This is a genomic window from Muriicola jejuensis, assembly GCF_010671595.1.
GTDB classification, from domain to species: Bacteria; Bacteroidota; Bacteroidia; order Flavobacteriales; family Flavobacteriaceae; genus Muriicola; species Muriicola jejuensis.
In genome coordinates this window covers 354,158-368,602 of the sequence record NZ_JAABOP010000001.1, presented here as the reverse complement: position 1 = coordinate 368,602, position 14,445 = coordinate 354,158, and the positions used below count along the sequence as shown (strand labels likewise).

Sequence of the window (14,445 nt, the reverse complement as noted above, 5' to 3'; positions counted from 1 at the left end):
TGATGCATAAATTGATCGCCCCCCTGGCCCTGCTCCTGCCCGTTCTATCCTATTCACAGCAAACTGAGGAGCCCGGCCTGGACGAGCGCATCAACGCCTGGTTCGAGCCCATCACAGCCGTCTGGGAATCCATCGTCTTCTGGCAGGTCCCCGGCACCGGTATACCGCTGGTCGTGATCATCCTCGTTCTGGGTGCAGCCTTTTTTACGCTTTATTTTGGTTTTGTCAATATCCGCCGGTTTCCCCTCGCTATCAATGTGGTCCGCGGCAAATACGATGCCGTTGAAGGACCCGAAGGCCATGGGGTGGAGAAGGCCGAGGTCAATATTGTGGATGGGGACCTGGCTGATACCATTCGGGATGAGAGCAAACACGGGGAAGTGAGTCACTTCCAGGCCCTTGCCACGGCGGTATCAGGGACGGTTGGCCTGGGGAACATTGCCGGAGTGGCTTTGGCCATCGCCATAGGCGGACCTGGAGCGACATTCTGGATGATCGTCTGTGGCCTCCTCAGTATGAGTACAAAGTTCGTAGAATGCACCCTGGGAGTGAAATACCGGGACGTAGATGAAAAGGGAACGGTATACGGGGGGCCCATGTATTACCTCTCAAGGGGGTTGACCGAAAGGGGTTTTACCGGCCTTGGGAAGGTCCTGGCTGTTTTGTTCTCAGTCCTCTGTGTTGGCGCTTCTTTCGGGGGCGGGAATGCGGTGCAGTCTAACCAGGCTGCCGAGCAGCTTGCCGCGATGATGGGACTTCAGGGAGGGTCTACCGGATTTATTATTGGGGTGGTCCTCGCTATCCTGGTCGGGATCGTGATCATAGGCGGCATCAAACGGATAGCCGCCGTCACGGAAAAGATCGTACCCTTTATGGCGGTCATCTATGCCCTCGCCTGTTTTGCGGTGATCTTCGCGAATTTTTCCTATGTGGATGACGCTTTTGTCCTGATCTTCGAAGGCGCTTTTACCCCTGAGGCCGGTCTCGGTGGCCTGTTCGGAGTGCTGATCGTCGGTTTCAGGCGGGCGGTCTTCTCGAACGAGGCGGGTGCGGGTTCTGCAGCCATCGCACACTCGGCTGTGAAGACCAAGTATCCTGCAAGTGAGGGGATCGTGGCCCTGCTGGAACCATTTATAGACACCGTAGTGATCTGCACCATGACCGCACTTGTGATCATCTTCTACAACAGCGGAGGCATCTTTGAATACGGGGGGGATGGTGCCGGAAATGTGATCGTGAACGGGGAAAGCCTCGGAGGCGTTACGCTGACATCCCTTGCCTTTGAGTCTGTACTTCCCTGGTTCCCTTATGTATTAACCCTGGCTGTGGTTCTCTTTGCGGTTTCTACCATGATCTCCTGGTCGTATTACGGCCTTCAGTCGTGGAAATTTCTCTTCGGCCGCAGTAAAACTGCAGACCTGACGTATAAATTGCTGTTTATCGCCTTCGTGATCATCGGGGCTTCCGCTTCCATGGGCGCTGTCTTTGCCTTTTCGGATGCCATGGTCCTCGCGCTGGTGTTCCCTAATATGCTGGGCCTGATGTTCCTCTTCCCCAAGGTTCGGGAGGAACTGGCAAAATACCTGGAGGCCATCAGGGCCCTGAAGACCTGAAAGCAGAATGCTATGAGATCCCCTTTCCGATATACAAAACAGGAAAAAAGGGGGATCGTGATCCTGCTCATTTTGATGGCAGGGTTTCAGGTCGTACTTCTTTTTTATGATTCCGGACTAAAGTATCCCGACCTGCCATTGATGACAGCAGACAGTTTGTCCGCCATCTTCCCTGACAGTTCTTTCCTCAGAGACCGGAGGGAGAAGAAAGACCAAAGGCCTTTTAACCCCAATTTCATTTCAGACTACAAGGGATATCTTTTGGGAATGTCCCCGGAGGAATTAGACCGCCTGCACGCCTTCAGGAAGGATGGAAGGTATGTGAATTCCGCAGAGGAATTTGGTCGCGTGACGGGGATCTCAGACAGCCTGCTCAACACCATTGCTCCTTCTTTCTCCTTTCCGGATTTCCGCTATGATAAAGTAATCGGAGAAAAAAAGGTCCCTGTTCCTACAGGTTTCATGGACCTGAATGAGGCCAGGGCGGAAGATCTCCGGTCTATCCCCGGAATAGGTCCCGTACTGTCTTCCCGAATCGTCCGGTTCAGGGACAGACTCGGGGGTTTCCTGTTGGACGAGCAACTGTTCGACGTATACGGCCTGGACGAAGAAGTGGGCAGGAAGGCTTTGAAGATGTTCAGGGTAAAACAAATACCGAGGATAAAAAAGATCCCGCTCAACACGGCCGGAGTAGAAGAATTGAGTGAACTGGTCTATCTCGGAAAGAAGCTCGCAGGCCGAATTGTGGCCTACCGGGATGCGCATGGGAAGTTCGACTCCATCGAACAATTAACAAAAATTGAAGATTTTCCATCAGAGCGGATTGGCAGAATTAAGCTATATTTGGCCCTGTAAAAAAATTGCTAGAATGATCACTGGAACAATGACTGAATTTGGGTTTGATTACTCGGAAACGCAGCGTATGGTCGCCGAATCGGCCAGGCAATTTGCAGAGCAGCATATCAGGCCCTATGTGATGCAATGGGATGAGACCCAGGAATTTCCTGTGGAGGTGTTCAAAAAGGCCGGCAGGATGGGATTTATGGGCATTCTGGTGCCTGAAAGCCTCGGAGGCTCTGGACTGGGATACCACGAGTACATCGCTATTATAGAGGAGATCTCCAAGGTTGATCCCTCTATAGGCCTTTCCATTGCCGCCCATAATTCACTTTGCACAAACCATATCCTTTCCTTCGGGAATACGGAACAAAAAGACCGCTGGATTCCAAAGCTCGCCTCTGGAGAATGGATAGGCGCCTGGGGCCTGACCGAGCACAACACCGGTTCCGATGCAGGCGGGATGAATACCACTGCGATCAGGGAGGGAGACGACTGGATCCTCAACGGTGCCAAGAACTTCATCACACACGGAAAAAGCGGGGATATAGCCGTGGTCATTGCCCGTACGGGAGAGAAAGGAGACAGCCACGGTATGACAGCCTTCGCTATAGAGAAAGGTACCAAAGGCTTTAGCAGTGGAAAGAAAGAGGATAAGCTTGGGATGCGCGCCAGTGAAACGGCTGAACTTGTCTTTGACAATTGCCGCATCCCGGATGAGAACAGGTTAGGGGAGATCGGAGACGGTTTCATTCAGTCCATGAAGATCCTGGACGGGGGAAGAATCTCCATTGGGGCACTTTCCCTGGGTATCGCCAAAGGGGCTTACGAAGCTGCTCTGAAATACTCCAAGGAAAGGGTACAATTCGGGAAACCCATCAGCTCTTTCCAGGGAATATCCTTCAAGCTGGCCGATATGGCCACGGAAATAGAGGCCTCGGAACTGTTATTGCACAAGGCCGCCTTCCTGAAGAACCAGGGGAGGAAAATGACCAAATTGAGTGCCATGTCTAAAATGTACGCCTCCGAGACGTGTGTCAGGGTGGCCAACGAGGCCGTCCAGATCCACGGGGGTTACGGGTATACCAAGGACTTCCCGGTGGAGAAATTCTACAGGGATGCAAAACTGTGTACCATAGGGGAAGGCACTACCGAGATACAGAAAGTGGTCATCGCAAAGAATATTTTGAAATAAGTTTGTTTCTTTTCCCTATTTCGTTTTATCTTTGCGACCCGAATCCCAAAAGAAAGGAGGTTGTAGCCCATGTTAATTATACCAGTAAAAGAAGGAGAGAACATAGACCGAGCGCTGAAGCGTTTTAAGCGCAAGTTCGACAGGACAGGCACGATGAGGCAATTGAGGAAGCGTCAGCAATTCACAAAACCTTCTGTAGAGCGCAGACAGCAGATTCAGAAAGCACAATACATTCAAGGTCTCCGCGATAAAGAGGAGATGTAAACTCAGAAATCACTCAATAGAAATCCCGCAATAGCGGGATTTTTTTTTGACCTCAACTCAGGCTGGCTTTTGTATCTTTGAGATATGGGCTTCGATGCGTTTATTTCCTACCTGTCTCTGGAGAAGAAATATTCACCCCATACGGTAAAGGCCTACAGAAAGGATTTGGAAGAATTCAGGGACTTTCACCTGTCTAGGGGGGGAGACACTGGGATCGATCAGGCCAACTACGGGGAGATCAGGGAGTGGATCGTGGACCTTGTGGAACAGGGTATCAGCAACCGCAGTGTGAACCGTAAGGTGACCGCCCTGAAGTCCTATTACAAATTCCTTCTCAAAGTAGGGGACATCCCTGCAAATCCGCTTGCCCGGCATAAGGCGCTGAAAACCCCCAAGAAGGTAGAGATCCCCTTTTCGCAGGCAGAGATGAACGAGTTGCTGAACAGCATTTCATTTGAGGACAACTTCGAAGGGCTTCGCGACAGGCTCATCATAGAATTGTTCTACGCCACCGGGATCCGCCGGTCCGAACTGATCAACCTGGAGATGGCCGACCTCGACCTGCCTAACCGCACCATAAAGGTTTTGGGAAAACGAAATAAAGAGAGGATCATCCCCCTGCTGGCAGGTATGGTCCACCTCTTTGAGGCCTATCTTACCCTGCGGGATGAACAAACAGGGGCCGGTGAGACAAAGGCAGTTTTTTTGACCTCCCGAGGTAATAAAATATATGAAACTCTTGTTTATAGGATTATAAATGGATATTTTAGTAAGGTGTCCTCTAAGGTCAAAAAGAGTCCGCATATTCTGAGACATACCTTCGCGACTCACATGCTGAGCCAGGGAGCAGATCTGAACTCGGTAAAGGAACTCCTGGGGCACTCGAGTTTGGCTTCTACACAGGTCTATACACACAACAGCATAGCCGAACTCAAAAAGGTTCATTCCAGGGCTCATCCCAGGAACAGGAAGTAAAAAATATCCCTTTTGAAGTTTTGTTTAACCCTAAAAAGTTTGCCAATGAAAGTACATACGCAATCTGTGAACTTCACTGCCGATATCAAGCTGATAGAGTTCATACAGAAACGTCTGGATAAGCTGGAACTGTTTTACGACAGGATCGTCAATTCAGATGTGTATTTAAAAGTGGAGAATACGAGTGCTAAAGAGAATAAGATCGTAGAGATCAAGGTGCATGTTCCGGGCGATGTATTCATCGTTAAAAAACAATGCAAATCATTCGAGGAAGCCGTTGATTCTGCCTGTGATTCTCTGGAAAGAAAATTAGTCAGCAAGAAAAGGAAACCAAGGGGTTCAGTGGCTTTAAAATTTTTGTGAAATAGTTTTGTTTAAAATAAAAAATATCTACATTTGCAGTCCGTTAGAAATAGCGGACTTTTTTGTGCTTGAAAAAGCGGTCAAAGCCGATGTAGCTCAGCTGGCTAGAGCACGTGATTTGTAATCTCGGGGTCGTGGGTTCGAGTCCCTCCATCGGCTCGAAAGTTCTTGAAAAGTTAAAGGTTCGGGGAGATACTCAAGCGGCCAACGAGGACAGACTGTAAATCTGTTGGTTTTTACCTTCGCAGGTTCGAATCCTGCTCTCCCCACAAAGATTTTTTCAAAGTGGGCGTCAAAAGCTGGCTTTTGAAAGGCCACGAGAAAAAATCTTTGATCCTGGACCCCCGGTTCAGGATCACCGAACGGAGAGAGGTAATCCATCCTGGACCCCCGGTTCAGGATCACCGAACGGAGAGAGGTAATCCTCTTGATTTGGAAGGTTCATTGAAAAGGAAATGTGGGCGTCGAAAGCTCGCTTTCGTAAGAACACGAGAAAAAATCTTTGATCCTGGACCCCCGGTTCAGGATCACCGAACGAAGAGAGGTAATCCTGCCTTGAGCGGGAAACCAAAGAGGGGATTGCCTTACCTGACATATTGAATACCAAAATTAATGCGGGAGTAGCTCAGTTGGTAGAGCGTCAGCCTTCCAAGCTGAATGTCGCCGGTTCGAACCCGGTCTCCCGCTCTAAAACTTTGAGTGAACGTTTGCTGTTTGGGGTGATGGTTACACGGGGTGTGGTCATAGATACCCCCGGACATGAACTCAAACCCAAAATGCCGACGTAGCTCAGGGGTAGAGCGTTTCCTTGGTAAGGAAGAGGTCACGGGTTCAATTCCCGTCGTTGGCTCAGCGATAAGAAAAATTTGGACACTAATATAAACTAAGATTAAAATTCACAAAAATGGCAAAGGAAACCTTTAACCGTTCCAAACCGCACTTGAATATAGGTACTATTGGACACGTAGATCACGGTAAAACTACATTGACTGCAGCTATTACTACTGTATTGGCCAATGCAGGTCTCTCCGAAGTAAGGAGCTTCGATTCTATCGATAATGCACCTGAAGAAAAAGAAAGGGGTATTACTATCAACACGTCTCACGTAGAGTACCAGACTGCCAGCCGTCACTATGCGCACGTTGACTGTCCTGGTCACGCTGACTACGTGAAGAACATGGTTACAGGTGCTGCACAGATGGATGGAGCCATCCTCGTGGTTGCTGCAACAGACGGACCTATGCCACAAACCCGTGAGCACATCCTCCTCGGACGCCAGGTAGGTATTCCTCGTATCGTTGTCTTCCTGAACAAGGTGGATATGGTAGACGATGAGGAACTTCTGGAACTCGTTGAGATGGAAGTAAGGGAACTTCTTACGTTCTATGAGTACGATGGTGACAACGGACCTGTTATCGCTGGTTCTGCCCTGGGTGCTCTGAATGGTGAGCAGAAGTGGGTAGACACCGTTATGAAGTTGATGGATGCTGTTGATACCTGGATCGAATTACCAGAAAGGGATGTGGATAAGCCTTTCCTGATGCCAGTTGAAGACGTATTCACCATCACCGGTCGTGGTACTGTTGCCACAGGTCGTATCGAAACAGGTGTAGCCAATACTGGTGACCCAGTGGAGATCATCGGGATGGGAGCAGAAAAACTGACTTCTACCATTACCGGAGTTGAGATGTTCCGCAAGATCCTCGACAGGGGTGAAGCCGGAGACAACGTGGGTATCCTCCTCAGGGGTATTGAGAAATCCGATATCAAGAGAGGTATGGTTATCTGCAAGCCAGGTTCTGTAAAACCACACGCCAAATTTGAGGCTGAGGTCTATATCCTGAAAAAAGAAGAAGGTGGGCGTCACACCCCATTCCACAACAACTATCGTCCGCAGTTCTACGTAAGGACCACAGACGTTACCGGAACCATCAACCTGCCTAGCGGAGTTGAGATGGTAATGCCTGGTGACAACCTTACGATCACTGTCGACCTGCTTCAGCCAATCGCCCTTAACGTCGGTCTGCGTTTCGCGATCCGAGAAGGTGGTAGGACTGTAGGAGCCGGACAGGTTACCAAGATTTTAGATTAATTCTAAGAAGTAAATAAGCTTGAGGGTATCCCGCTACGGCGGGATGCCTTTCAATGCAAATAGATACGGGTGTAGCTCAGTTGGTAGAGCACTGGTCTCCAAAACCAGGTGTCGGGAGTTCGAGTCTCTCCTCCCGTGCACAGTCAGAAAAATTCGGGGGTCTTACGAGAACGGTTGATTTTCCTCCCTCCATTTAACAAGAACAGCATGTTTACCTACATAAGAGAATCCTTTGAAGAGTTGAAACACAATGTCTCATTGCCTACAAGGGCTGAGGCGTCCAACCTGATGGTGATCGTAGCTGTGTTTTCCATACTGTTCGCCCTGGCCACCTGGGGTGTGGATACGGTTTTCAGCAAACTGATTCAACTGTATTTTAACACCTTAAATTAAACTAGGTCATGTCTGAAGTGCTGGAGAAAAAATGGTATGTGGTAAGGGCCGTAAGCGGTCAGGAGAATAAGATCAAGGGCTATATAGAGTCTGAGGTTGAAAGGGCTGGTTTTGGGGATTACCTGGAAGAGGTGCTGGTACCTACCGAAAAGGTAGTGCAGATCAGGAACGGGAAGAAGATCAACAAAGAGAGGGTCTATTTTCCGGGATATATCATGATCAAGGCCAACCTGGGCGGAGAAATGGTACACATCATCAGGTCCATCACCAATGTGATTGGATTTCTGGGTGAGACCAAAGGTGGAGACCCGGTTCCTCTGCGCAAGTCGGAGGTAAACCGCATGCTCGGGAAGGTGGATGAACTGGCCGTCAATACGGACAGTGTCGCAATTCCTTTCGTCCTGGGTGAAACCGTAAAAGTTATAGACGGACCTTTCAACGGTTTTAACGGAACCGTGGAAAGGATCAATGAGGAGAAACGCAAGCTGGAGGTGATGGTGAAGATCTTTGGAAGGAAGACACCTCTGGAGCTGAGTTACATGCAGGTAGAAAAAGTATAATACAAATGTTACATATATAAAGGCTGTGTTGCTTCCAAATTAAACACGGTTTTGACATTTAATTTTAAACAATGGCAAAAGAAGTAAGTAAAGTAGTTAAACTACAAGTTAGGGGAGGTGTCGCGAATCCGTCGCCACCGGTTGGACCCGCTTTAGGTGCTGCCGGCGTTAACATCATGGAGTTCTGTAAGCAGTTCAATGCCAGGACCCAGGACAAGCAGGGCAAAGTCCTGCCTGTGGTTATCACCGTGTACAAGGACAAGTCGTTCGACTTTGTCGTTAAAACACCACCAGCGGCAGTACAACTTATGGAAGCGGCTAAGATTAAAAAAGGATCTGGCGAACCTAACCGAGTGAAAACAGGGAATGTTACCTGGGACCAGGTGAAGGCCATTGCAGAGGAAAAAATGGTGGACCTCAATGCGTTCACCGTTGAATCTGCCATGAACATGGTTGCCGGAACTGCGAGATCCATGGGGATCAAAGTAGCAGGTAAAAAACCTTTTTAAATCTTATTTAAGGCATTTTATATGGGAAAATTAACCAAGAAGCAAAAAGAAGCCAGGGCTAAAATTGAGAAGGATAAACTCTACTCCCTGGAAGAAGCTTCTGCCCTGATCAAGGAAATCACCAAAACCAAATTTGATGCATCTGTCGATATCGCGGTCCGCCTGGGTGTGGATCCGCGTAAGGCGAATCAGATGGTGCGCGGGGTCGTGACCCTGCCCCACGGTACGGGTAAGGACGTGAAAGTCCTCGCCCTGGTGACCCCCGATAAGGAAGCGGAAGCCAAGGAAGCCGGTGCGGATTTCGTCGGTTTGGATGAGTATCTGGAAAAGATCAAAGGCGGGTGGACAGACGTTGACGTCATCATCACCATGCCCAGCGTAATGGGTAAACTCGGACCCCTCGGAAGGGTACTGGGCCCACGCGGGCTTATGCCCAACCCAAAGACAGGGACCGTGACCATGGATGTGGGCAAGGCCGTATCTGAGGTGAAAGCCGGTAAGATCGATTTCAAGGTAGACAAGACCGGGATCGTACACGCTGCAATAGGAAAGGCCTCCTTTCCTGCAGAGAAGATCGCGGGCAACGCCAAGGAACTCCTCGACACCCTGATAAAGTTGAAACCCACAGCGGCCAAAGGAGTATACATGAAGAGCATCTACATGTCAAGCACCATGAGTCCCAGTGTTCAATTAGATCCCAAAGCGGTTTAATTCTGAAAACGTAAAGTAATGACAAGAGAAGAAAAAGCTACGGTAATACAAGATCTGACCGCACAGCTGGCCGAGAATTCGACCATTTACCTGGCCGACATTTCGGGCTTGGACGCATTGACCACTTCAGAACTGAGAAGGGCCTGTTTTAAGGCCAATATCAAGTTGTCTGTGGTCAAGAACACGCTGCTGGCAAAAGCCATGGAGGCTTCTGACAAGGAATTCGGGGAGCTCCCTGAGGTACTTACAGGGAATACATCCCTGATGTTCTCAGAGATCGGAAACGCCCCGGCCAAACTTATCAAAACCTTCAGGAAAAAGGCTGAAAAACCCATGTTAAAAGGGGCTTTCATTGAAGAGGCCATCTTTGTGGGGGACGATAAGTTAGATACCCTGATAAGTATTAAGTCTAAGGAGGAAATGATCGGAGAAATCATCGGATTGCTCCAGTCTCCTGCCAAGAACGTGATCTCCGGCCTGAAGTCGGGTGGTGGCAAACTCGCAGGAATCCTCAAGACCTTATCAGAAAGATAATCAGTACGCACTAAAACAAGTATATTTTAAAATTTTATTAAACGATAGAAAAATGGCAGATTTAAAAGAATTCGCAGAACAGTTGGTCAACCTTACCGTAAAAGAGGTAAACGAATTGGCTGACATCCTTAAAGAAGAGTATGGCATCGAGCCTGCTGCTGCAGCGGTAGCTGTTGCTGCTGGTGGAGCTGCCGGAGGTGGAGAAGTTGAAGCCGCTGAAGAGAAAACTGAATTTGATGTGATCTTGAAAGCAGCTGGTGCCTCTAAACTCGCAGTGGTAAAATTGGTAAAAGAACTGACCGGTCTTGGTCTGAAAGACGCAAAAGACATCGTGGACAGTGCACCAAAAGCCGTTAAGGAAGGCGTGTCTAAGGACGAAGCCGAAGGCATCAAAAAATCTTTGGAAGAAGCAGGAGCAGAAGTTGAGCTTAAATAATTGCTACGACCATACGGTTTTGGTTTAGGTCTTTCCGCCTTACGGTGGCTAGACCTAAACCCTTTTATAGCTAGTATATGAAGTCATATACCACCCACCACAGTATTCACGTTCAAAATTTTGTCCATAGATGTTCACAAAACAGACTGAAAGATTAAGTTTCGCATCCGCTAAGAACATACCGGATTACCCGGATTTCTTGGACATTCAGATTAAATCATTTCAAGATTTTTTTCAGCTTGAAACAAAATCTGACGAGAGGGGCAATGAAGGGTTGTACAACACCTTCATGGAAAACTTTCCCATTACCGATACCAGGAACCAATTCGTTTTGGAATTCCTCGATTACTTTATAGACCCTCCGCGCTATTCCATTCAGGAGTGTATTGAACGCGGACTCACCTACAGTGTACCTCTCAAAGCCAGGTTAAAACTGTATTGTACAGATCCCGAGCACGAGGACTTTGAGACCATCGTTCAGGACGTATATCTGGGGACCATTCCCTACATGACTCCCAGTGGGACTTTTGTGATCAACGGAGCCGAAAGGGTAGTTGTTTCCCAGCTGCACCGTTCCCCCGGTGTCTTCTTCGGACAGTCCTTTCACGCCAACGGGACCAAATTGTACTCTGCTAGGGTCATTCCGTTCAAAGGGTCGTGGATCGAGTTCGCTACGGACATCAACAGCGTGATGTACGCCTACATCGACAGAAAGAAAAAATTACCGGTAACCACCTTGTTCAGGGCAATTGGTTTCGAGAGGGATAAGGACATCCTCGAGATCTTTGACCTTTCAGAGGAAGTAAAGGTGACCAAGACCGGACTTACCAAAGTGCTCGGACGCAAACTCGCTGCAAGGGTTCTCAATACCTGGCACGAGGATTTCGTGGACGAAGATACAGGAGAAGTGGTCTCGATCGAACGTAACGAGATTATCTTGGACAGGGACACCATCCTGGAAAAAGACCACATACAGCAGATCATAGACGCCGATGTGAAGACCATCCTCCTTCACAAGGAGAACAACGCCCAGAGCGACTATGCCATCATTCACAATACCCTGCAAAAGGACCCCACCAACTCGGAAAAAGAGGCCGTAGAGCACATCTATCGCCAGTTGAGGAACGCCGAACCACCGGATGAGGAAACCGCCAGGGGCATCATTGACAAACTGTTCTTCTCGGACCAGAGGTACAACCTGGGCGAAGTGGGAAGGTACAGAATGAACAAGAAACTCGGACTCGATATTGGGATGGACAAGCAGGTCCTCACCAAAGAGGATATCATCACCATTATCAAGTACCTCATAGAATTGATCAACTCCAAAGCGGAGATCGACGATATTGACCACCTTTCCAACCGGAGGGTGAGGACCGTGGGCGAACAGCTATCCGCCCAGTTTGGCGTGGGACTGGCACGTATGGCCAGGACCATCCGCGAGCGGATGAACGTTAGGGATAACGAGGTGTTTACACCCATCGACCTGATCAACGCCAAGACCTTGTCTTCGGTGATCAATTCCTTCTTTGGAACCAACCAGCTGTCCCAGTTCATGGACCAGACCAACCCCCTTGCCGAGATCACTCACAAGAGGAGGCTTTCGGCTCTGGGACCAGGCGGACTTTCAAGGGAAAGGGCCGGTTTCGAGGTCAGGGACGTTCACTATACCCATTACGGCAGGCTTTGCCCGATCGAGACCCCTGAAGGACCGAACATCGGTTTGATCTCGTCCCTTTCGGTTTTTGCCAAGGTGAATTCCATGGGCTTCCTGGAGACGCCTTATCGCAAGGTGGCCGACGGAAAAGTGGATACGAAAGAATACGTCTTCCTCAGTGCTGAGGAAGAAGAAGGTATGAAGATCGCTCAGGCGAACATACCGCTTAAGAAGGACGGTACCATAGATCGGGATAAGGTCATTGCCCGCGAGGAAGGCGATTTCCCCGTGGTAGACCCAGCCGAAGTGAACTACACGGATGTGGCGCCCAACCAGATCGCATCCATTTCCGCATCCCTCATTCCATTCCTGGAGCATGATGATGCGAACCGCGCGCTTATGGGATCCAACATGATGAGGCAGGCAGTACCTCTCTTGAAACCCCAGTCTCCCATCGTGGGAACCGGGCTCGAAAGGCAGGTGGCTTCAGATTCGAGGGTATTGATCAATGCAGAGGGCGACGGGGTCATCGAATACGTGGATGCCCAGAAGATCGTCATCAAGTACGACCGCAGCGATGAGGAAAGATTGGTGAGTTTTGACGAGGATTCCAAGACCTATGAACTGGTCAAGTTCCGCAAGACCAACCAGGGAACCAGTATCAACCTGAAGCCTATCGTCAGGAAAGGCGACAAGGTGAAAAAAGGACAGGTCCTTTGCGAGGGATATGCTACCGAGAACGGAGAACTGGCCCTGGGTAGGAACCTTAAAGTGGCCTTTATGCCCTGGAAGGGATACAACTTTGAGGATGCGATCGTGATCTCTGAAAAAGTGGTTCGCGAAGACATCTTTACCTCAATCCACATCGATGAGTACTCCCTTGAAGTAAGGGATACCAAACTGGGGGCAGAGGAACTGACCAACGACATACCGAACGTGTCTGAAGAAGCCACCAAGGACCTGGACGAATACGGAATGATCCGCATCGGTGCGGAGGTCAAGCCCGGTGATATCCTCATCGGTAAGATCACTCCGAAAGGGGAATCCGATCCTACGCCGGAGGAAAAACTCCTTCGCGCGATCTTTGGAGATAAGGCAGGGGACGTCAAGGACGCTTCCCTCAAAGCCTCTCCATCGCTCAGGGGTGTGGTGATCGATAAGAAATTGTTCTCCAGGTCTATCAAGGACAAGCGCAAGCGTTCTGAAGATAAGGAGGCGATCAACGCCCTGGAACTGGAATACGAAGTGAAATTCCAGGAGCTGAAGGACGTTCTCGTAGACAAGCTCTTCAAACTGATCAACGGAAAGACCTCCCAGGGGGTTGTCAATGATCTAGGAGAGGAAGTATTGCCTAAAGGCAAGAAATACACGATGAAGATGCTGAATGCCGTGGACGATTTCGCCCACCTGGTAAGCGGCAGCTGGACCACGGACAAGGCTACCAACGTAATGGTGGCAGATCTCCTGCACAATTACAAGATCAAGCTGAACGACCTCCAGGGGAACCTGAGAAGGGATAAGTTCACGATTTCAGTTGGAGATGAACTCCCAGCCGGTATCATGAAACTGGCTAAGGTGTACATCGCCAAAAAGAGAAAGCTGAAAGTGGGGGATAAGATGGCCGGACGCCACGGAAACAAAGGTATCGTGGCACGTATCGTTCGCCAGGAAGACATGCCTTTCCTGGAAGACGGAACCCCTGTGGACATCGTGCTGAACCCGCTGGGTGTACCCTCGAGGATGAACATCGGTCAGATCTACGAGACCGTATTGGGCTGGGCAGGTCAGAACCTGGGGCAGAAATACGCTACCCCAATTTTTGACGGTGCCACCATTGACGAGATCGATAAACTTACGGACGAGGCCGGCATCCCGAGATTCGGACACACCTATCTTTACGATGGTGGAACCGGGGAACGCTTTGACCAGGCTGCTACCGTGGGTGTGATCTACATGCTCAAACTGGGCCATATGGTAGACGACAAGATGCACGCCCGTTCTATCGGACCTTACTCGCTGATAACCCAGCAACCTCTGGGAGGAAAAGCGCAGTTCGGTGGACAGCGATTCGGGGAAATGGAAGTTTGGGCCCTTCAGGCCTATGGAGCCTCCGCAACCCTCAGGGAGATCCTTACCGTGAAGTCGGATGACGTCATTGGAAGGGCGAAGACATACGAGTCTATCGTCAAAGGAGAGACCATGCCGGAACCTGGATTGCCAGAATCCTTCAACGTATTGATGCACGAGCTCAAAGGGCTGGGCCTCGATATCCGACTGGAGGAATAATTAGAGTACCTGTTATACAATAA

Annotated in this window: 14 protein-coding genes and 5 tRNA genes; all 19 read left to right on the top strand. The window is 49.6% G+C overall.

Translation table 11 applies throughout. The features are described 5' to 3' along the window. The first annotated feature begins 2 nt into the window (after positions 1-2). On the top strand, positions 3-1,613 hold the full coding sequence (locus GWK09_RS01655) for an alanine/glycine:cation symporter family protein (protein ID WP_239530543.1): 1,611 nt from the start codon (positions 3-5) through the stop codon (positions 1,611-1,613). Positions 1,614-1,625: 12 nt separating this feature from the next. Further along, on the top strand, positions 1,626-2,468 hold the full coding sequence (locus GWK09_RS01650; RefSeq protein WP_163691270.1) for a ComEA family DNA-binding protein: 843 nt from the start codon (positions 1,626-1,628) through the stop codon (positions 2,466-2,468). A gap of 13 nt (positions 2,469-2,481) precedes the next feature. After that, the gene (locus GWK09_RS01645; protein ID WP_239530542.1) at positions 2,482-3,645 is read left to right on the top strand and encodes an acyl-CoA dehydrogenase family protein; all 1,164 of its coding nucleotides are present in this window, start codon (positions 2,482-2,484) and stop codon (positions 3,643-3,645) included. A gap of 69 nt (positions 3,646-3,714) precedes the next feature. Continuing rightward, positions 3,715-3,909 (top strand): 30S ribosomal protein S21, encoded by a 195-nt coding sequence (rpsU, locus tag GWK09_RS01640; RefSeq protein WP_163691269.1) that lies wholly within the window; start codon positions 3,715-3,717, stop codon positions 3,907-3,909. Positions 3,910-3,993: 84 nt separating this feature from the next. Beyond that, positions 3,994-4,884, top strand: a complete 891-nt coding sequence (locus GWK09_RS01635) for a tyrosine-type recombinase/integrase (RefSeq protein ID WP_163691268.1) — start codon at positions 3,994-3,996, stop codon at positions 4,882-4,884. Positions 4,885-4,929: 45 nt separating this feature from the next. Next, the gene (gene hpf / locus GWK09_RS01630) at positions 4,930-5,247 is read left to right on the top strand and encodes a ribosome hibernation-promoting factor, HPF/YfiA family (RefSeq protein WP_163691267.1); all 318 of its coding nucleotides are present in this window, start codon (positions 4,930-4,932) and stop codon (positions 5,245-5,247) included. Positions 5,248-5,332: 85 nt separating this feature from the next. Next, positions 5,333-5,406: transfer RNA gene (locus GWK09_RS01625), tRNA-Thr, on the top strand. A 27-nt stretch (positions 5,407-5,433) separates the two neighbouring features. Beyond that, positions 5,434-5,516: transfer RNA gene (locus GWK09_RS01620), tRNA-Tyr, on the top strand. A gap of 345 nt (positions 5,517-5,861) precedes the next feature. Next, positions 5,862-5,934, top strand: a tRNA-Gly gene (locus GWK09_RS01615). 91 nt (positions 5,935-6,025) lie between these two features. Further along, positions 6,026-6,097, top strand: a tRNA-Thr gene (locus GWK09_RS01610). A gap of 54 nt (positions 6,098-6,151) precedes the next feature. Beyond that, on the top strand, positions 6,152-7,339 hold the full coding sequence (tuf, locus tag GWK09_RS01605; protein WP_163691266.1) for an elongation factor Tu: 1,188 nt from the start codon (positions 6,152-6,154) through the stop codon (positions 7,337-7,339). A 65-nt stretch (positions 7,340-7,404) separates the two neighbouring features. Further along, positions 7,405-7,477: transfer RNA gene (locus GWK09_RS01600), tRNA-Trp, on the top strand. Between the two features lie 69 nt (positions 7,478-7,546). After that, on the top strand, positions 7,547-7,732 hold the full coding sequence (gene secE / locus GWK09_RS01595; protein WP_163691265.1) for a preprotein translocase subunit SecE: 186 nt from the start codon (positions 7,547-7,549) through the stop codon (positions 7,730-7,732). An 8-nt stretch (positions 7,733-7,740) separates the two neighbouring features. Then, on the top strand, positions 7,741-8,292 hold the full coding sequence (gene nusG / locus GWK09_RS01590) for a transcription termination/antitermination protein NusG (protein ID WP_163691264.1): 552 nt from the start codon (positions 7,741-7,743) through the stop codon (positions 8,290-8,292). A 71-nt stretch (positions 8,293-8,363) separates the two neighbouring features. Continuing rightward, positions 8,364-8,801 (top strand): 50S ribosomal protein L11, encoded by a 438-nt coding sequence (rplK, locus tag GWK09_RS01585; RefSeq protein ID WP_163691263.1) that lies wholly within the window; start codon positions 8,364-8,366, stop codon positions 8,799-8,801. Positions 8,802-8,822: 21 nt separating this feature from the next. Further along, positions 8,823-9,512: a 50S ribosomal protein L1 gene (gene rplA / locus GWK09_RS01580; RefSeq protein WP_163691262.1), complete on the top strand. Its 690-nt coding sequence runs from the start codon at positions 8,823-8,825 to the stop codon at positions 9,510-9,512. Positions 9,513-9,530: 18 nt separating this feature from the next. Continuing rightward, positions 9,531-10,046: a 50S ribosomal protein L10 gene (rplJ, locus tag GWK09_RS01575; protein WP_163691261.1), complete on the top strand. Its 516-nt coding sequence runs from the start codon at positions 9,531-9,533 to the stop codon at positions 10,044-10,046. Positions 10,047-10,098: 52 nt separating this feature from the next. After that, complete coding sequence (gene rplL / locus GWK09_RS01570) at positions 10,099-10,482, top strand: 50S ribosomal protein L7/L12 (RefSeq protein ID WP_163691260.1); 384 nt, start codon at positions 10,099-10,101, stop codon at positions 10,480-10,482. Between the two features lie 130 nt (positions 10,483-10,612). Beyond that, the gene (gene rpoB, locus GWK09_RS01565) at positions 10,613-14,422 is read left to right on the top strand and encodes a DNA-directed RNA polymerase subunit beta (protein ID WP_163691259.1); all 3,810 of its coding nucleotides are present in this window, start codon (positions 10,613-10,615) and stop codon (positions 14,420-14,422) included. Positions 14,423-14,445: the final 23 nt, after the last annotated feature.